Here is a 20,543-nt window from a genome sequence, read left to right on the forward strand (position 1 = left end):
GGCCGTCCTACGGTCCGGGCTGGTCGGGCGGCCCGGCCTCATCGGCGCCGGAGCGCCGTGCGGTCGGTCGTGCGGACGGGCGTGCGGACGGTTGTGCGGACGGACGTGCGGTCGTGCGTACGGTCAATTCGGAGTCCACGTACGCGTTGCAGGCGAGGTCCATGGCCTCGGCGGTCGTGCCGCCCTCTCCGGGCGCGGTGGCGAGCACCTGAATGGCCAGTCCGTCGATCAGCGCGGTCAGGCGCAGCGCGCTGAACTCCGGGTCGACGGTGCGGAAGACTCCCTGCTCGATCCCGCGCCGGATCACCTCGGCGACGGTCTGCCGCCACTGCTGGTAGAAGTCGGCGTGCAGCCGCCCGATGGACGTGGACCGCGCGGCCTCGGCCCACAGGTCCATCCACACCAGCCACTGCTGCCGCTGCCGCTCGGTGTACGGCGCCTGCAGCGCGATGAGCTGCCGCAGCTCCTCGCGCGCGTCGTCGGCCGTGGCGGTCCGGGCGGCGCGGCGTGCGGTGTCCTCGTCCATGCACCAGCGCACGGCGGCTTCGAGCAGCTCGGCGCGGCCCGGGAAGTGGTAGTGGATGGTGGCGGTGCTGGTGTCGCAGGCGGCGGCGATGTCGGCGACGCGTACGGCGTGGAAGCCGCGCTCGGCGATGAGCCGCACCGTCTCCCGCACGATCTGCAGCGGCCGCCCGCTGTCGGGGAGCGCGGCCGGGGCGGGCGGCCGCGGCGCGTCGGCGGTCCCGCCGGTCGCCGCGGTGCCGAGCAGCCATCCGGCGTCCACGTTTCCGGCGTCGGCGATCCGCGCCAGCTCGGCCACGGTGAAGCGCCGGCTCCCGCTGAGCGAACGCGAGAGCTTGGACGGGTCCATCACGACCCGCCGGGCGAATTCGCGCTGGGTACAACCGGCTTTGCCGATCACCTCACGCACGCGTTCCGCCACCTCGAACTGTTGCCGCATGGCCGACACGGTACGGACGCGTTGAGATAAGCGCAATGAATGTGGATGACGAATGCCCGCTTCCTCCTTAAATGAGGGGGAATTTCACCCAGGCATTGCGATGCGGACTGACTGTTGAATCAGTTGAGATCGATTCGGTTCGAACACTTCCGACTATGCTCACCGGGCGTGAGAGCAGGAGAGATCGGGTGACATCGGGCGGGGACGACATGCGGCTGATCGCCGGCCGCTACCAGCTGGGCGACCGGCTCGGACGCGGCGGCATGGGCACGGTCTGGCGCGCGTACGACCAGATGCTGGCGCGCGAGGTCGCCGCCAAGGAGCTGCACGTCGCGAGCGACGACCACGAGCACCACCGACGGCTGCGCCGGGCCCAGCGGGAAGCGCGTACCGTCGCCCGGCTGCGCCACCCCCATGTGGTCGGCGTCCATGACCTGGTCGAACACGACGACCGGCTCTGGATCGTGATGGAGCTGATCGACGGCCCCTCCCTGGCCCGCCGGATCGCCGACAGCGGCCCCCTCCCGCCCCGCCACACCGCCGCCCTCGGGCTGCAACTGCTCGGCGCGCTGGAGGCCGTGCACGCCGCCGGGGCGCTGCACCGCGACATCAAGCCCGCCAACATCCTGCTGCGCGGGGACGGCAGCGCCGTCCTCACCGACTTCGGCATCGCCGCCCTGGAAGACGACGAGTCGCTCACCACCACCGGCGAACTCATCGGCTCCATCGGCTACATGGCGCCCGAGCGGCTGACCGCGGAGGAGGCCGGCCCGCCGTCCGACCTGTGGTCGCTGGGCGCGACCCTGTCCGCGGTGGCCTCCGGCGTGCCGCCCTTCCAGCGCCCCACCGGGGCCGCCGCGCTGCACGCCGTCACCTTCGCGGACCCGGTCATCCCGGAACGGGTTGGCCCCCTGCGGCCCATCGTCCAGGCCCTGCTGAACAAGTCCCCGGCCCAGCGACCCTCCGCCGCCACGCTCCGCACCGCCCTGCAACGCGTCGCGGACGGCGCGGACGACCCGGGCCCGCTGCCCCCGGCCGCGCCCGCGGGGCCCGTACGCACGCCGGGGCCCGTACCAACGCCGGGTCCGGTACGAACCCCGGGCGGCGACGCGGACACCCCTGCGGACCTCGCGGACACGCCCACGATGACCGCGACCCCGACGATGAGCGCGACCTCCACCGCAGGCGCGCCCCACACCGTGACCGGGACCCCCACCCTCGACCGGGACCCGACGCTGATCTCGGCCCCGACCCGGACCCCGGACCTGGACCGGGACCCGACGCTCGTCGCCCCGGCCGGGCCGCCACCCCCTCGGTCCCGTGGCCGGGCCCGGACATGGTGGTGGACGGCGGGCGCCACGCTCGCGGTGGCGGGCCTCGCCACCGCGCTCTTCTTCACCTTCGGCCCCCCGTCCGACAGCGAAGACGACGCATCGCCCACTCCCGTCACCAGCACGGCGAAGGTGACCGTGGACGCGGCACGCGGCTGGCAGTCCGCGACGAATACCCCGGTCCGCAAGGGCGACAAGGTGAGCGTCCGCTACACCACCGGCACCTGGACGGTGGACGCCGCCAACCTGCCCTTGGTCGGCCCGGTCGGCCACACCCGCGTCGATGACGAAGCCCTCCGCTTCGCCTGGCAGGACTGCAAGGTGAACTCCGACGCCCCCTTCGGCGCCCTCCTGGGCCGCTACCCGGGAAACCCCCGAAACCCGCACGCCGTGGGCCGCGCCTGGCACTTCCAGGCAACCCGCCAGGGCACCCTCCAACTCCGCATCAACGACGGCGAGGGCTGCCTCCACGACAACAGGGGCGCCATCACCGTCACCGTGCAGATCACCCGCTGACCGGGCAACGGCACACCCACGGGGCCCGACCCCGCGAAAAAGGTGGGTGCCCTGGGCAACTGGCAGCCCCCGCAGACGTATCCTCCCGGGCAGTCCGGCCGGTACGGGCCGGGAAACCAGCACGAACAGGGAACGTCACTTGGATACGGAGACGAGGAAGAACCCGCTGGCACGGCGGCGTGTTCTGGCCCTGATGGGTGGGGCAGCTCTCATCGCCACGGGGTGCACGCAGGGCGAACAACGCCCCGCCGACAAGACCAGCCACGACCCCGAGGGAAGAGCGTCCGCCGACGGTCCGGCCGAGGGTCCGGACGGCGCGCTGGGAGCGAACTTCAACGAGGACCCCGACAGCGTGGCCTTCGGCGAACTGCGAGAGCTCTCCGCGAGCTGGCTCCGGGGCTTCGTTCCGATGCCCGAGGTCACGGCCGACGCCGCCCAGCAGCGCGCCATCGCGAAGCTCCTGGACGCCCACCACCAGGGCTACGGCACGGTGCTCTCGCTGAAGTTCCCGTACAACCACCGGCCGATACCCCGACCGGGCAGCTCGGCCATGACGGCGGAACTCGCCCGGGTCGACCGGGTCCTGCACACCGTCCTCGACACCGTCGACGTCCTGGCCATCGGCAACGAGCCCTTCATCGAGAGCCTCCCGCAGGACCGCCGCTCGGGCGCGATGAACACGTTCTACGAGACGGTCGCGGAGCACATCATCGCGTACCGGAAGAAGCACTTCCCCGCGCCCTGCCGGACCCACCTCTACATGGGTGCGCTCAACCACCTCGACAAGCCGGACGAGCAGACGGCGGCCACCGACCACTGGCTGTCCTTCACGCGTCGGACCCCGGAGATCGAGGGCGTGGACATCCACCCCCACGTCGCCGCACCGCAGCGGGTACAGCCCTACCTCGACTACATCCTTCCCCGCCTCCGCGACGGCCAGAAATTCCTCGTCACCGAGTTCTCCCTGGTACAGCTCTGGAAGCTGCACCTGAAAGACAAGATCCCCGCACGCTTCGCAAGCCGCTATCACCTACCTCCCGACACCCTGGTGTGGCAGGTGATCAAGGAAGCCATCGAGCACCCCTTCCCCGAGGAGAAGTGGCGCGACTTCCTCGCCATGAGCCCCTGGTTCGAGAACAACAAGCACTTCCTGCGGGACCAGATGGGCCGCTTCCGCGACACCGGACGCCTCGCCGTGGCGACGTACGGAGTCACCCAAGGCGCCGCCATGACCGAGAACTTCGGCCCGGACAAGCAACCCTGGCTCCTGAACAGCCTGTACGCCAACCGCACCGTGGAGCGGGCCGACGACGGCTCACCGGCCCACAACTACGGCTTCTTCGACGACTTCCACGCCCTCCAGCGCTCATAGGACCACTGACCACGGCCGGACTGATCCCTCTTCGGCCCGGATGCGAGAGACTCCGTGCGATGAGTGGTGGTGGCGCGGAGCTGATTCTCGGCGGGATCGTCATGGCGGGGGCGTCCGTGCAGTGGCTGACGGGCATGGGGTTCGCGCTGATCGCGGTGCCCGCTCTCGCCCTGCTGCTCGGCCCGGCCGAGGGCGTCGCCCTCGCCAACTGCGGGGCCGGTGCCATCTGCGCGCTGGGGCTCATCGACGGCGGCTGGCGGCGGGTGCGGCTCACCGCGATGGTCCCCTTGGTCGCCGCCTCCGCCTGCACCGTCCCGGCCGGCACCTGGGTGGCCGCCCGCCTCCCCGAACCCGTCCTCCTGGCCGGCACGGGCAGCCTGGTGAGCCTGGCCGTCCTGCTGGTGATGGCCGGTATGCGCGTCCCGGCCCTGAACGGCGTCAAAGGAGCCCTGACCGCCGGCGCCGCCGGGGGCTTCATGAACGCGTCGGCCGGCGTGGGCGGCCCGCCGGTATCCCTGTACGCGGTGAACGCGGGCTGGACGGTCCGCGAGTTCGTGCCCAACGCACAGTTCTACGGGATCGCGGTGAACGCGTTCTCCGTCGCCACCAACGGCGTCCCCCAACTCAGCCGATCCGTATGGACCTTGGCGGCGGCGGGCATGACGGCGGGCGCCTTTATCGGCAAGTCCCTCACCACCCGCGTCCCGGACCGCGGAGCCCGCCTGCTCGTCCTGCTGCTGGCGCTGGCAGGCGGGCTGTGCACGCTGGCGAAGGGGGCATGGGGGCTATGAGGGCCCCTGGCCCTGGTAGCCCGTCACCTCGCCGACCCATCGCATGAAGTCACCCGGGTCCTGGTTGGCCCCGTGCCCGCCGTCCCAGTACATCAGGGCGTTGACATCGTCGCCGAGGTTCTCCAGACCGGCGGCGAGATTGCCGAGGACCGTGAGGGAGGTGTCGGTGTCGCTGGTGCCGACGCGGAGCCACCAGTGGCGCGCCCGGCCGGGGTTGGCGTGCCTGATGAAGTGCATCGGGTTCATCAGGGCCAGCTTCGCGGGCAGATCGGCGTCGAGCCGCGCGCTGTCGTTGCCGGTGCTGTGCCGCAGGCTGTACAGCGTGAAGTGCCGGGCCTTGGTGGTTCCCCGGCCGAAGAGGTTGTTCTCGGGGGCGGAGAGGCCGAAGGAGTCGAAGGCCGGTACGTTCTTCTTCCGCCCCACATGCTTCAGGAAGTCCGCCCATGCGAACGTCGCCCGGCCGCCGGACCAGGTGATCCACGCGTTCGTGCCGAGGTAGGCGGCGCGATCGGCGTCCGGCAGTGCCGTGAGGTACCGGGTGGCCGCCGGCTGGAGGTGGGTCCTCAGCAGGTAGTCGTCGTAATTGCGCGCGGTGATGGGGCCGAAGCCCCGCTTCCCCCGCAGCCGCAGGGACGCCTGGTAGTCGGGGAACGCGGCGCTCACCTGCTTCGAGACGGTCTGGTCGACGACCTCGCCGGTGCTCAGCGCGCTGCCGCCGAACATCCACTCGTACGCCATGTCGGCGTGCTCGAGATCGGCGATGGGGCACCAGCCGCCGCCGGCGAAGATGGCGTCGCTCGCGTCGGCCGCGCCCAGTTCCCTCAGATACGGCTCGTACAGCGGGCTGTCGCCGGACGCGCCGAGCAGGGCGGACAGGGCGCCTCCGGCGCTGGTGCCGGAGGAGACGATCCGGTCGGTGTTGCCCGGGACGCGGCCCTGGTTGTGGCGCAAATACCGTACGGCGGCCTTGAGGTCGACGATGGCGGCGGGCGCCACGCCGTAGTACGTACCGTCCGACGCCACGAGGTCACGGCCCCGCGCGCCCGGCTCCACCACGACGTAGCCCGATGCGAGCCCCCAGTCGGCGTTGCTGACCATGCCGCCGGGCATCCCGGGACCGCCAGGGCCTCCGGGCCCGCTGTCGCTCGTCACCGATGACGACAGATAGCCGCCTATCCGGTTGGCGAGGAGGATCGGGGCGCCGGTGGCGTCGACGGCCCTGCCGTCGATCTCGACGGGAACGCTGACGTTGAGGCTCTGATACTTCGTGTCCACGGGCCTGGCGACATAGACCACGCCCTTGTACAGGCGGTACGTCACCTTCTTGTCGCCGTCGTCCGTGGACACGGTCTTCGTCTCGGTCGTGTAGCCGTCCTTGTCGAAGGCCAACGGGTCCGGGCCCGTCGCACCGGCCGCCGACGCACTGAATCCTCCGCCGACCGCCGGCGCGGCGGCGGCCGCGGCAAGCCCCATGACCATGGTCCTGCGCTTCACGGACATCTCCTCACATGGCGCGCTCTGCTACCTGCTGTCTGCAGGTGCTGGGTTGTGGCGCATGCGAGAACGTAAAGCGGTGGCCGCAAAATCGTCAACAATTATGTTGATTTCATCGTGAACGCCTAAGTCATGCACAGGGAACTCATAGGCGCACACCCATCGGGGCGGGCCAAATGCGTCACGCGGGAAGGGAATTCAGCCAGTCGACCAGCAGTCGGTTGATCTCCTCGGGGCGCTCCTGCTGGACCCAATGGCCGCTGTCCTCGAGAATGTGCGAGCCGACGAGCCCGGGCAGCGTGGTCGGGTACGCCTTGATCGCGTCGCCCATCCAGGTGGTGGAGGCGTCCAGGCCGCCGCCGATGAAGAGCGACGGCTGGGTGATGGGCGCACCGTCGAACTCGGCCAGGTCCTCCCAGTCCCGGTCCATATTGCGGTAGCGGTTCAGCGCCCCGCTCATTCCGGTGCGCTCGAACTCACCGGCGTAGACATCGAGGTCCCGCTCGCTCAGCCAGGTGGGCAGGGGCCCGGCGGGGAACCGCTCGCGCATTGTCGCGCCGCGTGTGATGAAGTGCGGGTCGGGCAGGTCGGGGCCGGGCATGGTGTCGCCGGACAGTGCGGCGTAGATCCCCGCGAGCCAGCCGCGTACATCCGGTTCGATCTCCGCCTCGGCCCGTCCCGGCTCCTGGAAGTAGGAGACGTAGAACTCCTCCTCCCCGCCCATCCCGGCGAAGACCTCACTGGGCCTGGGGCCGCCGGACGGGGAGTACGGCACGCTCAGCAGGCCGACCGCCCGGAACACATCCGGCCGCAGCAGGGCGGAGTTGGCGGCGATGGGCGAGCCCCAGTCGTGGCCGATCACCACGGCGGACTCCTCGCCGAGCGCCTCCACCACGGCGACGTTGTCCGCCACCAGCTCCCGCATCCGGTACGCGTCCACCGCCTCGGGCCTGGACGAGCGCCCGTATCCGCGCACATCGATGGCGGCCACCCGGTACCCGGCCGCGGCGAGCGCCGGGAGCTGGTGGCGCCATGAGTACCAGGACTCCGGGAAGCCGTGGACGAGCAGCACCAGTGGGCCGGTGCCCTGCTCCACGAGGTGGATCCGCCCGGCGGGGGAGGACACCAGACGGTGGGTGAGGTCGGTCGTGGGTGGCTGCGGCATGGTTCTCTCCCGGGGGCGCTCGGGCACGCGCTCTGCGTGGCGGCCGACGATCCGATCCTGCCGTGACCTCGGTGACGCGGGCCATGCCTGTTGCCGGTTCGGCAAACCTGACCGTGGCCGTCGACCGCGTCCGGTGGGCCATGTGGGCCAGGTGTACTAGATGTGCCAGATGTGCCAGATGTGCGGAGTCAGGACGTCGCTCCCAGAATTGATCTCAGGGGGTTCTTCTCCTGGGAGGTGAGGGGCGTGGCGACCTACATCACGCTGCTGAACTGGACCGAGCAGGGAGTCCGCGGCTACAAGGACACCACGAAGCGCGCCGAGGACTTCTCCGCGGCGCTGAACAAGCTCGGGGCGAGGCTCGTGGACATCTACTGGACGGACGGGCCGTACGACCTCGTGTGCATGGTCGAGGCCCCCGACGACGAGACCGCCACCGCGGCGTCCTTGCAGCTCGGCGCGGTGGGCAACGTGCGCACCACGACCCTGCGGGCCTTTGGCCGTGAGGAGATGCGGGGGATCATCGCCAAGGCCGCGGGCTGAGGAGATTACGCGGGGGAAGGCCGACCCGCGAAGGGTCGGCCCTGTGACTCACCCGATGAAGGGATGGATGGCGCGAAGCGTCAGTCCTGGTGGACGACGTTCGTGCCCGGGCCCCCGGAGAGATGGTCGCTTTCGGCTGGGTCGTATTTGGCCGATGGCCCGGCCCGGAAGAGTCGGGCCAGGCCACCGAACCAACAACGGGGTGGTGCTACGTGCGGTGGTGCTACTGCGTGGCGCGGCCGGACAGCTCCGTGCCGAAGGCGGCATCGGTCGCCGGGGAGCCGAGATCGCCCGGCCCAATCAGGGCGGAGCCTTCGGCGGTGAGCCCGTCGGCGCCCGCGTACAGGAGCGCCACCGCGCCCGCGCCCTCGGTCCGGTTCGGGACCCCGATGGCCAGGTCGGGCTTGCCGTCGCCGTTGTAGTCGGCCGCCGAGACGGCGCCACCGAACTTGTCGTTGCCCGCCATCTCGCCGGGAACGCCCTCGGTGTCGAGGGAGAACGTCTGCGCCCCCGCGTCGGTCAGCCAGCTCTTGGTGCCCTTGAGCACGGTGATGGCGCCGGCGTCGTTGTAGCCGCCGGGGGCCTCGGCGGCGGTGTCGCTGACGACGAGGTCGTCAAGGCCATCGCCGTTGATGTCGGTGAGCTGGGAGGCGGTGCCGTTCTGCGCCTTGCCCTTCCAGTTCACCGGGTTCGCGGTGTCGAGGCCCTGGGCGGTGCCCGGGTACGTCCGCAGGCGCTGGTCCTCCGGACCGTCCTCGAAGCCGGTGTCCGTGACGACGTCGTCCTTGCCGTCGCCGTTGATGTCACCGACCACGGCCTGGTACGAGGCGAACGGCAACGCTACGTCCTCGCCCAGCGACGTGCTCTTCAGCCCCCCGGACGAACCGGGCAGCACGCCGAGCGTGCCCTCGTCGGCGGGGTCGTCCTGGTAGGCGACGGTGACCAGGTCGGCGAAGCCGTCCCCGTTGATGTCGCCCGAGGACAGGTGCTCGACGCCCGCTCCGCCGCCGGGCGGGGTGACGCTGGACATCTTCGGGGTGGCCGTCTCGCGCAGGTTCGCCGCGCCGCTGACGATCTGGACCGCGGTGCCGTCGGAGATGGCGATGTCGTCGCGGCCGTCGTGGTTGTAGTCGCCCACGGCCATGGTGTCGCCGAACATCGCGTAGGCGGTGGCCTTCGGCGCGTGGAAGGCGATGGCGTCGCTGGACAGGCCGTCCTTCGAGCCGAAGACGACCGTGACGGAACCGGCCCGCTTGGCGTCGCCGATGGCCTCGTAGTTCGCGGCGACGATCAGATCGGTGTACCCGTCCCCGTCCACATCGCCGCGCACCACGGCCGAGCCGAAGTGATCCCCGGCCTCGGGCGTGCCGGGCACCCCCGCGCTGGCCTGCGACAACGTGCCGTGCCGACCGGTGTCCACGCCGCTCTGGGCCCCGTAGGTCACGCCCACGTAGCCCGCCTTGGACTTCCCGGAGACGGTGCCGTCGGGCGCGCCCACGCCGAGGTCGGCATAGCCGTCGCCGTCGATGTCGCCCGTGGTCTTTCCTGCCGCGGCAGCCCTGGGGGAGGGCTGGTTCTGGTCGGGCCCGTCGCCGTTCGACACGACGGCGCCGGCCCCGGCGGCCACAGCGGCGGTGACGACGGCGCCGACCGCCACACCCACCACACCTCGGGTTCTATTGCGCACAAATCCTCCATCAGTAACGCATTGGTCGCCCCTGAGCCCCGACTGCCATCTGTCTCCCCCGGCGGCCGGAACGGAAGGGTCGCCAAAGTAGAGTTGTCCGGAAGCTGAATGGTTGCCTAACCAAAGAAGAACGAGATCGGGTCGTGATCTCCGCCCGGCTGGCCCAACTCCCTTGCGATGCAGGGCGCTTGCCCCTGGGGTGCGGATGCGCCCACCAGCCCCCGTAACTGAGCGTGACGAATCGCCCTATCCGGCACGGCGATGGCAGGGCGATGGCAGGGCGACCCTCTCCGTGGAGATCTGAGGCGACTTTCCGCCCCGTGGCTCCGATGCGCAGGCGAGTCGGTCAATCGGGGGAGCGACCGGCCCCGCGTGCGCCGCGCACCACATCGTCGCAATCTGGACGCATGACCTATCGGTACACGACGAACCACACCGACTGGCGCTGCTGATCCGGCCGGCCCACCACTGGAGGTCTCGCCATGTCCAACAAAGAGCCGGCGGCAGGCACCGCTCAGAGCACACAGCGCTCGGAAGCATGGAAGACGGCGTTCACCATGCTGCAGTCGGCGAAGCCGCCGTTCGTTCCGGAGGAGGCAGAGGCGATGACGGTCCTCGTCGAGTACCCTCCCGGCGACCCCGGCGCCCCTCCCCACCGGCACTCGGGCCCCGCCTTCGGCTACATGCTGGAGGGCGAGATGCTCTTCGAGCTGGAAGGCGAGCCGGAGCGGGTGATCAGGGCCGGGGAGTCGTTCTGGGAGCCGGGTGGCGATGTCATCCACTACCAGGACGGAAACAACCGGACAGACTCGCGGAGCCGCTTCGTCGTCACCATGATCTGCGCCCCGGACCAGCCCATGCTCACCCTGGTCGAAGACGAAGAGCTGGCCCAGCGCCAACACCTACGGGCTCCCCGCCCGGGCAGTTGACCCACCCTGACACCGACTCCGGCCGCCCAATGCCCCGCCAGTTGCCACCCGCGCAGCCAGCGGCGGCCTTTGGGCCACGCTACTTCTGGAGGCGATACATGACCTTGCCGTCGCGTGGCTCCACGCCCAGCGCCGCATAGAACGCCGGCGTCGGGGGGTGTCACGATCAGCGGTCTACTCCGCACGCGAGCACCCCGCCTCAGAGGGCGGCCCATCCCCGACGCAGGAGGTCCGGCCCTGTCCTCTGGCCGAGCCCTCCAGGGATCGACGAGTGGATCGAACGGAACCGGCGCCGCGGTCAGCGAGGTTGGCGTAGCCCCGCGACGAGGAGCTTGACCAACCTACGGGCGTCGTAGTGGGGATCGCTTTCGGCGCCGATGCAGAGGTTTCCCATGCCGCGCATGAGTTGGTAGGCGCTGAGGCCGGGGCGGATCTCACCGGAGGCGACGGCGGCGTCGAGGAGCTGGGTGCACACCGGCAGAAGGCGGTCGAGGAAGTAGGCGTGCAGCGTTTCGAAGCCGGTGTTGTCGGCCTGCATCGCGGCGGCCAGGCCGTGCTTGGTGACCAGGAAGTCCACGAACAGCTCGACCCACCGTTCGAGGGCGGCGTGCGGTGTCGGGCTGGTCGCCAGCAGGGCCGGGCCTGCCTCGGCGCAGGCTTCGACCTGGTGGCGGTAGACGGCGATGATGAGGTCCGCCCGGGTGGGGAAGTGGCGGTAGATCGTGCCCATCCCGACACCGGCCTCGGCCGCGATGTCGCGCACCGGTGCTTCCACGCCCGAGGCGACGAAGACCGCGGCGGCCGCGTCCAGCAGGGTCTGCTGGTTGCGTCGGGCGTCCTTGCGCCTGGACCCGGCTGAGCTTCCCGCGCTCTGGCCGCTGTCGCTCACCACGGCACTCGCACTCCTTCCATGACCGGCCTTGCAAAGCGGAACATCGCTCCGTATTGTTAGCGGAGCAACGTTCCGCTTCGGTCATGATGACAGACCGGGGGACGGGCGACCAGGCCGTCTCCTGCCCTCGCACGCTCCACCGGACCGAACAGCACACGCGGTCGCCGACACCCGGTGCCGTTGTGGCCGCGCATGAGAAACCCTCCTCGCTCCCTCCCCGGCCCGGCCTCCGACGCCACCGACCACCACGAACGCGCAGCAGAGGGCCACCGAACCACCAGCGCGAAGAAACCGAACGGAAGGCACGCCCATGCCCACGCCCATGCCCGACTCGAACACCACGAACGCGCAGCGGATCCCGGGGGCGGCGCCCACCACAGTGGTATCCGCCAAGCCGGTCGTCCTGCCCGCCCCGGGCCGCGGAGAGGATCTCCAGGTCCGCGTGTCCGCCCCCGCGACCGGCGGCGATCTGCCCGTCATCGTCTTCTCGCACGGCTTCGGCTGGTCGATGAAGGGCTACGCCCCGCTGGCGGACTACTGGGCCGCTCACGGCTTCGTGGTCATCCAGCCCACCCACCTCGACTCCCGGACGCTCGGCATCCCCGCCGAGGACCCCCGTACGCCGCGGATGTGGCGCTTCCGTATCGAGGACCTCACACGCGTACTGGACGGACTCGACGTCCTGGAAGCCGCCGTCCCGGGCCTCGGCGGGCGCCTCGACCGCGACCGCATCGCCGTGTCCGGCCATTCCTGGGGAGCCCAGAGTGCGAGCGCGCTGCTGGGCGCGCGTGTCCTCGGCTCCGACGGCGTTCCCGGATCCGACGGCGTTCCCGGCGAGGACATGTCCGACCCCCGCGTCAAGGCGGGCGTGCTGTTCGCCCTGACCGGCCTGGGCGATGACCTGACCCCGTTCGCCGTCGAACACCTCCCCTTCATGCGACCGTCCTTCGACACCATGACCACGCCGGCCCTCATCGTCGCCGGGGACAACGACCAGTCCCACCTGTCCACCCGCGGACCGGACTGGTTCACCGACCCGTACACCTACAGCCCGGGAAGCAAGGCCCTGCTCACTCTCTTCGGGGCGGAGCACTCGCTCGGCGGCATCCCCGGCTACGAGGTCGCCGAGACGACGGACGAGAGCCCCGCGCGCGTCGCGCTGATCCAGCACCTCAGCACGGCCTTCCTCCGCAGCGCCCTCCACCCCGAGGACACCAGCTGGAAGACGGCGGTCAGCGCCCTGGAAGACGACCCCAGCGCGCTGGGGAAGCTGCAGAGCAAGTAAGAGAGCCCTCCAACGATCAAGACCGCTATACCGCTACAGAACAGAAAGGACAAGCGATGATCCTCGTCACCGGAGGTCTCGGCTTCATCGGATCCCACACCGTGCGAGCACTGCTCGACCTGGGCGAAGACTGCGTCGTGGCCCAGCGCCACACCCGTGAACTCCCGGCCATACTCGCCGGAGAGCGGGTGGCGGTGGAGCAGGCGGACATCACCGATCGCGACGCCGTGCTCGCGATCGGCCGCCGCCACGACATCACGGGCATCGTGCACCTGGCGATGTCCCATCCCTGGTCCGCGACCCCCGACGAGGCGGTCGAGGGGACACGGCGGGCGCTCGACGGACTCCTGAACATCGCACAGGCGGCGCAGGAGTGGGGCGTGCGGCGTCTGGGCGTCGCCAGCACGATCGGCGTCTACTTCGGGGCCGAGAACGACGGACCACTACGCGAGGACGCCCCGCTGCCGCTGAGCGCACCCGTCTCGATCCCCACCTTCAAGAAGGTCGGCGAACTGCTGGGCGGATTCCTCGCCGACACCACGGGCATCGACATCGTCGACTACCGCATCTCGGGCACCTGGGGCCCGCTCGGCCACACCGAACCGTTCTTCGCCGCGCCCGCCCTCATCCACGCCGCCGCCCGCGGCACCGCCCCGGACCTCTCCCACCTCATGGGGCCGGCCTTCGCCGAGGACGGGATCGACCTGAACTACGTGCCGGACACCGGGCGTGCGCTCGCCCTCCTCCAGCTCGCGGACAAGCTGAACCACCGCACGTACAACGTCGGCTCCGGCCGCGCCACGACCAACGCCCAGCTCGCCGAAGCGATCAAGAAGGTGGCCCCCGACGCCCAGGTCGACCTCCCCACCGGAGGCGACACCCCGCCCATGGTCCTCGACATCAGCCGCCTCCAGGAAGACACCGGCTACCAGGCCGAGTACGACACCGAGCGAGCCGCCGGCGACTACATCGCATGGCTGCGCGCAGGCAACAAGATCTGACCAAGGCTCAACCGGCCTGCGGCGGACCCTCACCGGAGGCTGACACCACCACGCCCGACGCCCGCTGAAGTGGGAAGGGCCCGGCACACGGTCTCGTCCGAACGATGGTGAACGGGGCTCAGACGGCCCCGGCCGGCTCCCGACACCACCGTGACTCGTGGGAGCTAAGCCGCCCTGGGGCCCGCCACACACATGCCCGAAACGGGTCCCTGTGCACCCTCGAGCAGAAAGACCTCGTCTTCCCCGAAGTCCGGGGCCTGGAACGGGTTTGTCGTCGGAAGCGGCAATGCTGCTGCGGTGGAACAGCGGGGTTGCGCTTCCGGAGCGGAGAACAGCGACGTGAGATCGATGAGAGGTCTCTCTTTCGTTGCAGGTTCCTGAAGGGCTCTGGCGTGCCGTGACCGGGCACAGCGGACCCTACAGCTTGGTCATCTTGGCGTACGGGCTCAAGATCCGCATTTGCGCCGAGCCGAAATCCACGAGCGCCGCGATTCCATCCTCGATGCCGATCACCCGGCCGAGGCCGTAGATGTCGTGTGTGACCTGGTCGCCCACGGCGAAGTGCTTGGGAGCTGGTGTGGCCGGCGCCTTGAAGGGGCTGGTAGGCAGATGACGCTTCGATGCAGCAGGTTTTGTCATTGGCCCACCAGTATGCGCCTACGTCCATCCCGTTCGCTGCGGCTGTCCACGTCCCCCGCGCAGCATAGACCCGGACGGCACCAACCGCTTTGGGAGCGAGGCTGGGCGATCAAGGGTCTGACCTGCGGACTCTCCAGCGGATGTCAAACGCCCCGGGCCCTGATCGGCTCGGGGCGTTTTGGCTGGTGCCCCCGGCAGGATTCGAACCTGCGACACCCGCTTTAGGAGTGGGATCGAGTCCCTGCCGGGTGAATCGCCTCACACGACGACGGCCCTGCCCCATACCCTGGCAGTGACGAGCTGGACAGAGAGGGGCAAGGCCATGTCACCCGATGACACCCCGGACCCGCTTGACCACCCGCTGGTCTTCGGCCAGCGGATGCAAGTCCTCCGTACACGCCGGGGCATGAGCCGTACCGTCCTCGCCGGCCTCCTCGGTAAGTCCCCGAGCTGGGTGAAGCAGGTCGAGAACGGCACTCTCCACACCCCCGGACTTCCCATGATCTTGCGTATCGCCGAGGTGCTTCGCGTCCGCGATCTCTCCGAGCTCACCGGTAACCAGACCATGTCCATCGACCTTTTCATCGGCCCTGGTCACGCCAAGCTGCCCGCAGTGCGTGCCGCGATTGACGTGTTCCCTTTCACCACTGAACGCGAAGCGCCGTCGCCCGCGCATCTGAGCGCACGACTCGAAAGCGCCTGGGCAGCCCGCCACTCCGCACCCAACCACCGCGAAGTGATCGGCGGCCTCCTGCCAGACCTCATTCGGGATGCGCAACTCGCCGTACGTCAGGCCGACCGCGCCCCCGAACGGCGAGCAGCGCAAGCTGTCCTCGCCGAGGTCTACAGCCTCAGCCAATTCTTCATCGCCTACCAGCCCGACTCCGCCCTCCTCTGGCGGGTGGCCGAACGCGGCATGGTCGCAGCCCAGGAGAGCGAAGACCCGCACGCGATCGGCATCGCAGCATGGCTCACCGCCCAGGCTCACCGAGACAGTGGCCCGGCCCACTACGACGCAGCCGACGCGGTCACCATGGAAACGCTGCGCTACCTCACCCCGCTGCTGCCGGACGCGCCGGACAACGTACGTGCCATCGCCGGCGCCATGCAGTTCGAGGCCGGATACACCGCCGCCCGCCGCGGTGACACCGGCAGCGCCTGGGGCTACTGGGACACCGCCCGCAAGATGGCCAAGCGGTTGCCTGCCGACTATTACCACCCCATGACGTCGTTCTCCCGGGCCATCATGGGCGCGCACGCGGTCACGGTCGCCGTCGAGCTGCACGCGGGTGGCGAGTCCGTACGGCAGGCCACGAAGGCGGACGCCAAGACGATCCCGTCACGGCCGAGGCGAGCGCGGCACCGAATCGAGGAGGCACGTGGCTACCACCTGGACGGGCAGCCGGAGGCCGCGCTGGCGACGCTGGACAAGGCGTACGGGGCCGCGCCGGAGACGATCCGCTACAACGGCTATGCACGCCGCATCATCCTGGAAGAGACCGAGTCGAAGTCACCAGCACGTCGCCGTCGCGCTGCCGAACTGGCGATGAAGATCGGCGTATTGGCTGCCTGAACCAGCGTTCGAGGGGCAGAATCTCTGCCCCTTCTACGCCCCCGGCGCTCTTACGGTCGGTTAGCACCTGATCACCGATGACGCCGGGAGCTGACCGTGCCGACGAATCTCCAAGTCCCGCCGTGGACGCCGCCGAACACCAAGGACGTCGAGGCGTTACCGGTGGGCAAATGGTGGGACGCCGTATCAGCGCCCACAGCCGTCGGAGACCGTGCCCTGGACCTGCTCGGGCGGGACTCGGGCGCCGTGATCCAAGACGACACCTACGGCAAGACGTACTGGCTGATCGGCATCGACACCGCCCGCAGCTGGGCAATGCGCCAGGTCCGCGTCCTCACCGCACTCGCCGACGAAGGCACCCTCCTCGGCGTGCCACCCGCCTCCTGGAGAAGTGAGCGCCGGACGTACTGGCGGATCCCGCTCGGCCCGGACCGGTATCTGACCGATCCCCATCACCTGGTCCGCGCCCTGCGCCGGGCCGTCGACGACGTCTTCGGCCCGGCACCGGACGGTCGACAGCTGTGCCACCGTTGCCAACTGCCCACCGACGAACCGGTCCCGGTCGCCATCGAGCACAGCGGCAGTGTGGCCAGCCCCACCGTCTATGCCTGCCCCACCCACGCCCGGGACTACCCGCGCGACCAGGCCGCCGCCATGCGCCGCGCGCTCCAGCAGGGCAGGACCTGATGACGGACAGCCAGCCGATCACCGACCCATTCGCCGACGAGACGTGGCGCGCGGCCATCGAGCACGCCGCAGGCTGTCAGGCGTGCAAGATCCCCGGCGTCGGGTGCGGGACCGGCGAGCGGCTGCTGCGCGCCTACGAAGGGGTCACGCGGCAGGCCCGGTCAGGAGGTGCCGGATGAGGCACCACAGGGCCACTCCGGCCGAGTAGGCAGCGCTGTTCGTCTTCCGCGCCGCCCGGCTGGGCCTGCTGCTCAGCACTATTCCGCTGCTGCTGGCGCTCGCGATCTACCTGTGCATCGCGGGCGACCCATACCGATAGACCGGGTGGGTCGCTGGTGTTCCGGGCCCCGTACCGGACGACGGCGTCAGCGGCCCACCCTTCCAGACACCCTGCGGCCGGTGCAGCCAGGCACGGCCGTCGGCCGCAGGGCAGGGACTCCGGCCCCGAAATGGGACCGCGGGGCTGGAGTCTCCTCATAGAAGATCCACACACGAATGGAGAACACCGTGGCACTGACCATGGACCGCACGCAGACCCGCCCGACCACCTCGGCCGTGAGGCCGTTCGGCCTGTCCAAGGCCGTACCCGTCGCCGACGAGACGCTCACCCTGCCGGCCCTGCACCTCTGCCCCGAGCGGCAGATCAGCGTGACCGCGACCGGGACGCCGTTCATCCACGAGCCGTCGATGAAGTCGGCGTTCGAGACCGTGAGCCAGACCAGGGAGGACAGCCAGCTGGCAACCGACAAGGCGAACGACACCGACTGATCGCTGAATGACCGGAGGAACTGAATCATGACCGTCCTGGTGCTGACCCGGCCCCAAGATGCGACCGCTGACCTGGTCATAGCCGAGCTCAACGAGCGATCCATACCTGTGTGCCGCGTCGATCCCGGGGACTTCCCGGAAGCTGTGACGATGGCGGCCGGGATCGGCCCCGACGGCAGGCTGTGGGATGGCGTCTTACGCGGTCAGCACCGGGACGTGTCTCTCACCGATGTCCGGTCTGTGTACTACCGGCGGCCGGCCGCACACCGCCTGCACCCGGACATGTCGCATCAGGACGCGCGGTGGGCTGACGCTGAGGCACGGGCTGGGTTCGGCGGGCTGATGTACTCACTGCCCGGCCTGTGGGTGAACCACCCCCACCGCAACGCCTTCGCCGCGTATCCGCCCGTGGCGCTGGTCGCGTCAGCCCGCAGCGGACTTTCCGTCCCCCGTACGCTGATAACCAACGACTCTGGCGAGGCCCGCGAGTTCGTCTCCGCACTGCCCGGCCAAGTTGCCGCGTACAAGGCGCTCGGGGCCACCCACCCCAGCGACCACGACGACCGGCCACAGGCCCTGTGGACAAGGCAGGTCCGGCCCGGCGAGATCGACGAGTCCGTGAGGCGCACCGCCCACCAGTTCCAGGAGTGGGTGGACAAGGAGTACGAGGTGCGGCTCACCGCCATCGGGCACAGCCTGTTCGCCGCCGAAATCCACGCGGGCTCAAATGCCTCCCGTCTCGACTTCCGGGCTGACTACGACAGCCTGACCTACAGGCCCTGCCAGGTGCCCGAACACATCGCCCGGGGCGTCAACATGCTGACGTTCACGTTCGGACTCCAGTACGTCGCACTGGACTTCCTCGTTAACCCACAAGGGCACTGGTACCTGATCGACGTCAACCCGAACGGACAGTGGGGATTCATCCCCGACCTACGCACGCCCATCACCCGAGCACTCGCTGACCTACTGGAGAGGGCCCGCACATGATCACTCAGGCACCATCGGCGGACGAACTGCGTCACCACATGGCCGACCACCTGGTGAGGGCTGGCTGCATCCGGTCCAAGCCCTGGCGCGCCGCCTTCCTGAGCGTCCCCCGCCACGAGTTCGTCCCCGACTTCACCGTCCGATCTCAGGGCAGCCTGCACCGGTACAGCCAGGGCGACCCCGCATGGCTGGCCGCGGCCTACAGCGACGCCTCCCTGCTAACCCAGTTCGACCAGGACGGCACCGCGACCAGCTCGTCTACGCAGCCCTCCCTCATGGCCCAGATGCTCGAGGCCCTGGACGTACGGGACGGCGACACCGTGCTGGAGATCGGCGCCGGCACCGGCTACAACGCGGCGCTGCTCTCCCACCGCCTCGGGCCTGACCACGTCGTGACGGTCGACGTCGACCCCGAGCTCGTGGCCGCCGCGCAGACACGCCTGCGACAGACCGGGTACGAACCCACCCTCGTTGCCGGGGATGGGATGGCCGGGCACCCGGAGCGCGCGCCGTACGACCGCCTGCTGGCGACGTGCGGAGTGGGCCGGATCCCGACACCTTGGCGGGATCAACTCCGGCCGGGCGGGGTGATCGTGGCCAACATCGGCTGTGCCATCGTGCGCCTGGTCCTCGCGGCCGACCACTCCGCTGGCGGCAAGTTCCTCCCCGGCCTGGCCACCTTCATGACCGCCCGGCCGACCCCCGACGCCATGGGCACCACCGCGGGGCGGCTCGTGCAGCCGCTGCTGACGTGGTCCGGCCAGACTCGGGAGATCACCCTCCCTGCGGTGCTGGATGCCCCCGGAGCGCAGTTCCTCTCCTCGCTGCTGCAGCCCGCGGTGACCGACTTCGCTTTGGTGGATGATGAGGGTCGGCAGATCCGGTGCCTCTTTGACGCGGAGAGCTCGTCGTGGGCGCGCATCACCATGACCGGGGCCGGAGTTATGACAGCTCGGCTCGACCACGGGGGACCGCGTGATCTGTGGGCCGAGCGGGAGCCGCTGCTCACCCAGTGGCGGGATGCCGGGTGGCCGGGGCATGAGCGCTACGGCCTGACGGTCTCCTCGGGCGGTGCCCATTCGCTGTGGCTGGACGAGCCGGACGGCATGAGCTGGCGCCTGCTGGACTAAGCGCCCGGAATCTTCCGCCGGTGTTCCACTACACGTAACGCGTACTCCGAGGTAGTCGCAGACAGTGGCGGCGCCTAATTGAATAATGCAATGATCTCCGCGGCCGAGCGCACGGGCGATCAGTGCGAGATGGTCGATAGACGTCCCGTACTGCGCCAACTCGACCCGGTAGATGGTCTTTCGGTCGAGCCCTTCCAGCTCGCCGAGGCGCTCCTGCGACAGCTCTCGCGCATCGCGTAGCTCCCGAACCCGGCTGCCCACCCGGCGGCGCTGCTGGAGCACCCAGTCGGGGAGGGGTTCGGACGGCACCCGTTTACGCTCGGCCGATGATGATCGTTTGTCGGCACCGAACTTGGGTCATCGCGTGAAGCGGGAGGCAGCGGGCCCTCGTTGGTGTGCTTCTCCGCCTGATCGGCGGAGCGTGAGACGGCACTGCCCGGCGCGCGGGTGGTGCACAGGAGCGGTGCGGTGGCGTACAGGAATCCGCCGGATCGCGCCGTTAGACGCTAAGGCTTTGGTCAAGGCGTCCCGGCCGGTATTCGCGGCGGGGGCGCTCTCCCGTGGTGTGAACCTCCCCGTCCAGGGACCACGGGTCTGCTGAGGCAGGAATCGGCGGCGCTGGATCGGGAGCAGCGCCGCCCCTCGGGGTCTCACTTTACGAACGACGTACCCGTGTCGCCCAGGGATACACCCGGTCGGAATCCATGATCCTTTGGGGGTGTGGCATCTATGTGGGCAGTTGATCATGGAGGAGGCCCCCCGTTCGAATGAACGAGGGGCCTTGTGGCT

The 20,543-nt window shown here is 69.8% G+C and carries 19 protein-coding genes and 1 pseudogene; 13 read left to right on the plus strand and 7 right to left on the minus strand.

Features of this window, described 5'->3' with window-relative positions; translation table 11 throughout:
* Positions 1–7: 7 nt before the first annotated feature.
* Positions 8–961 (minus strand): TetR family transcriptional regulator C-terminal domain-containing protein, encoded by a 954-nt coding sequence (locus J5X86_RS06860; protein ID WP_208515876.1) that lies wholly within the window; start codon positions 959–961, stop codon positions 8–10.
* Between the two features lie 188 nt (positions 962–1,149).
* Here J5X86_RS06860 and J5X86_RS06865 point away from each other — a divergent pair, with 188 nt between their 5' ends.
* The 3 genes from J5X86_RS06865 to J5X86_RS06875 all read left to right on the plus strand — a co-directional run bounded on the left by J5X86_RS06865 (position 1,150) and on the right by J5X86_RS06875 (position 4,971).
* The gene (locus tag J5X86_RS06865) at positions 1,150–2,808 is read left to right on the plus strand and encodes a serine/threonine-protein kinase (protein ID WP_208515877.1); all 1,659 of its coding nucleotides are present in this window, start codon (positions 1,150–1,152) and stop codon (positions 2,806–2,808) included.
* Between the two features lie 139 nt (positions 2,809–2,947).
* The gene (locus tag J5X86_RS06870) at positions 2,948–4,180 is read left to right on the plus strand and encodes a hypothetical protein (RefSeq protein ID WP_243979636.1); all 1,233 of its coding nucleotides are present in this window, start codon (positions 2,948–2,950) and stop codon (positions 4,178–4,180) included.
* Positions 4,181–4,239: 59 nt separating this feature from the next.
* On the plus strand, positions 4,240–4,971 hold the full coding sequence (locus tag J5X86_RS06875; RefSeq protein ID WP_208515878.1) for a sulfite exporter TauE/SafE family protein: 732 nt from the start codon (positions 4,240–4,242) through the stop codon (positions 4,969–4,971).
* Here the strand turns inward: J5X86_RS06875 and J5X86_RS06880 are convergent.
* Together J5X86_RS06880 and J5X86_RS06885 are read right to left on the minus strand one after the other, a co-directional pair.
* Positions 4,966–6,471, minus strand: coding sequence for a subtype B tannase (locus J5X86_RS06880; RefSeq protein WP_243979638.1), 1,506 nt, complete (start codon positions 6,469–6,471; stop codon positions 4,966–4,968). The two genes, J5X86_RS06875 and J5X86_RS06880, sit on opposite strands and share 6 nt — an antisense overlap.
* A gap of 175 nt (positions 6,472–6,646) precedes the next feature.
* Positions 6,647–7,630, minus strand: coding sequence for an alpha/beta fold hydrolase (locus tag J5X86_RS06885; protein WP_208515879.1), 984 nt, complete (start codon positions 7,628–7,630; stop codon positions 6,647–6,649).
* A gap of 246 nt (positions 7,631–7,876) precedes the next feature.
* On the opposite strand from J5X86_RS06885, the gene J5X86_RS06890 reads away from it, so the two are divergent.
* A complete protein-coding gene (locus J5X86_RS06890) occupies positions 7,877–8,173 on the plus strand; it encodes a GYD domain-containing protein (RefSeq protein ID WP_208515880.1) in 297 nt (98 codons plus the stop codon).
* A gap of 223 nt (positions 8,174–8,396) precedes the next feature.
* Here the strand turns inward: J5X86_RS06890 and J5X86_RS06895 are convergent, their stop codons facing one another.
* Complete coding sequence (locus J5X86_RS06895) at positions 8,397–9,860, minus strand: FG-GAP and VCBS repeat-containing protein (protein ID WP_208515881.1); 1,464 nt, start codon at positions 9,858–9,860, stop codon at positions 8,397–8,399.
* Between the two features lie 482 nt (positions 9,861–10,342).
* Here J5X86_RS06895 and J5X86_RS06900 point away from each other — a divergent pair, with 482 nt between their 5' ends.
* Positions 10,343–10,789 (plus strand): cupin domain-containing protein, encoded by a 447-nt coding sequence (locus J5X86_RS06900; protein WP_208515882.1) that lies wholly within the window; start codon positions 10,343–10,345, stop codon positions 10,787–10,789.
* Between the two features lie 298 nt (positions 10,790–11,087).
* On the opposite strand, the gene J5X86_RS06905 is transcribed toward J5X86_RS06900, so the two are convergent.
* On the minus strand, positions 11,088–11,678 hold the full coding sequence (locus tag J5X86_RS06905; RefSeq protein ID WP_208516130.1) for a TetR/AcrR family transcriptional regulator: 591 nt from the start codon (positions 11,676–11,678) through the stop codon (positions 11,088–11,090).
* Positions 11,679–11,991: 313 nt separating this feature from the next.
* Here J5X86_RS06905 and J5X86_RS06910 point away from each other — a divergent pair, with 313 nt between their 5' ends.
* Positions 11,992–12,966 (plus strand): chlorophyllase, encoded by a 975-nt coding sequence (locus J5X86_RS06910; RefSeq protein WP_243979640.1) that lies wholly within the window; start codon positions 11,992–11,994, stop codon positions 12,964–12,966.
* A 56-nt stretch (positions 12,967–13,022) separates the two neighbouring features.
* Positions 13,023–13,967 (plus strand): NAD(P)-dependent oxidoreductase, encoded by a 945-nt coding sequence (locus tag J5X86_RS06915; protein ID WP_208515883.1) that lies wholly within the window; start codon positions 13,023–13,025, stop codon positions 13,965–13,967.
* A 417-nt stretch (positions 13,968–14,384) separates the two neighbouring features.
* On the opposite strand, the gene J5X86_RS06920 is transcribed toward J5X86_RS06915, so the two are convergent.
* Positions 14,385–14,606 (minus strand): hypothetical protein, encoded by a 222-nt coding sequence (locus J5X86_RS06920; RefSeq protein WP_208515884.1) that lies wholly within the window; start codon positions 14,604–14,606, stop codon positions 14,385–14,387.
* A gap of 322 nt (positions 14,607–14,928) precedes the next feature.
* On the opposite strand from J5X86_RS06920, the gene J5X86_RS06925 reads away from it, so the two are divergent.
* The 6 genes from J5X86_RS06925 to J5X86_RS06950 all read left to right on the plus strand — a co-directional run bounded on the left by J5X86_RS06925 (position 14,929) and on the right by J5X86_RS06950 (position 19,754).
* Positions 14,929–16,179: a helix-turn-helix domain-containing protein gene (locus J5X86_RS06925; RefSeq protein WP_208515885.1), complete on the plus strand. Its 1,251-nt coding sequence runs from the start codon at positions 14,929–14,931 to the stop codon at positions 16,177–16,179.
* Positions 16,180–16,275: 96 nt separating this feature from the next.
* Positions 16,276–16,866 carry a hypothetical protein gene (locus J5X86_RS06930; RefSeq protein ID WP_208515886.1) on the plus strand — a complete coding sequence of 197 codons (591 nt, stop codon included), beginning with the start codon at positions 16,276–16,278 and terminating at the stop codon, positions 16,864–16,866.
* Positions 16,866–17,045, plus strand: coding sequence for a hypothetical protein (locus tag J5X86_RS06935; protein WP_208515887.1), 180 nt, complete (start codon positions 16,866–16,868; stop codon positions 17,043–17,045). The genes J5X86_RS06930 and J5X86_RS06935 overlap by 1 nt, the downstream gene beginning before the upstream one ends.
* A gap of 328 nt (positions 17,046–17,373) precedes the next feature.
* Positions 17,374–17,634 (plus strand): putative ATP-grasp-modified RiPP, encoded by a 261-nt coding sequence (gene tgmA / locus J5X86_RS06940; protein WP_308124458.1) that lies wholly within the window; start codon positions 17,374–17,376, stop codon positions 17,632–17,634.
* 27 nt (positions 17,635–17,661) lie between these two features.
* The gene (gene tgmB / locus J5X86_RS06945) at positions 17,662–18,624 is read left to right on the plus strand and encodes an ATP-grasp ribosomal peptide maturase (RefSeq protein WP_208515888.1); all 963 of its coding nucleotides are present in this window, start codon (positions 17,662–17,664) and stop codon (positions 18,622–18,624) included.
* Entirely contained in the window at positions 18,621–19,754 is a 1,134-nt protein-coding gene (locus J5X86_RS06950) for a methyltransferase domain-containing protein (protein WP_208515889.1), read from the plus strand. The genes tgmB and J5X86_RS06950 overlap by 4 nt, the downstream gene beginning before the upstream one ends.
* Positions 19,755–19,916: 162 nt before the next feature.
* On the opposite strand, the pseudogene J5X86_RS52390 reads toward J5X86_RS06950, so the two are convergent.
* Positions 19,917–20,063, minus strand: a pseudogene (locus J5X86_RS52390) (XRE family transcriptional regulator); the annotation flags it as partial.
* Between the last annotated feature and the right edge of the window lie 480 nt (positions 20,064–20,543).

This window comes from Streptomyces sp. NEAU-YJ-81, from assembly GCF_017592595.1.
In the GTDB taxonomy this organism is placed as follows: Bacteria; Actinomycetota; Actinomycetes; order Streptomycetales; family Streptomycetaceae; genus Streptomyces; species Streptomyces hygroscopicus_B.

Coding starts and splice junctions, on each gene's coding strand:
- J5X86_RS06875 (WP_208515878.1), top strand. CDS start 4,240: ATGAGTGGTGGTGGCGCGGAGCTGATTCTCGGCGGGATCGTCATGGCG.
- J5X86_RS06935 (WP_208515887.1), top strand. CDS start 16,866: ATGACGGACAGCCAGCCGATCACCGACCCATTCGCCGACGAGACGTGG.
- J5X86_RS06915 (WP_208515883.1), top strand. CDS start 13,023: ATGATCCTCGTCACCGGAGGTCTCGGCTTCATCGGATCCCACACCGTG.
- J5X86_RS06860 (WP_208515876.1), bottom strand. CDS start 961: ATGCGGCAACAGTTCGAGGTGGCGGAACGCGTGCGTGAGGTGATCGGC.
- J5X86_RS06880 (WP_243979638.1), bottom strand. CDS start 6,471: ATGTCCGTGAAGCGCAGGACCATGGTCATGGGGCTTGCCGCGGCCGCC.
- J5X86_RS06925 (WP_208515885.1), top strand. CDS start 14,929: ATGTCACCCGATGACACCCCGGACCCGCTTGACCACCCGCTGGTCTTC.
- J5X86_RS06920 (WP_208515884.1), bottom strand. CDS start 14,606: ATGACAAAACCTGCTGCATCGAAGCGTCATCTGCCTACCAGCCCCTTC.
- J5X86_RS06900 (WP_208515882.1), top strand. CDS start 10,343: ATGTCCAACAAAGAGCCGGCGGCAGGCACCGCTCAGAGCACACAGCGC.
- J5X86_RS06950 (WP_208515889.1), top strand. CDS start 18,621: ATGATCACTCAGGCACCATCGGCGGACGAACTGCGTCACCACATGGCC.
- tgmB (WP_208515888.1), top strand. CDS start 17,662: ATGACCGTCCTGGTGCTGACCCGGCCCCAAGATGCGACCGCTGACCTG.
- J5X86_RS06885 (WP_208515879.1), bottom strand. CDS start 7,630: ATGCCGCAGCCACCCACGACCGACCTCACCCACCGTCTGGTGTCCTCC.
- J5X86_RS06910 (WP_243979640.1), top strand. CDS start 11,992: ATGCCCACGCCCATGCCCGACTCGAACACCACGAACGCGCAGCGGATC.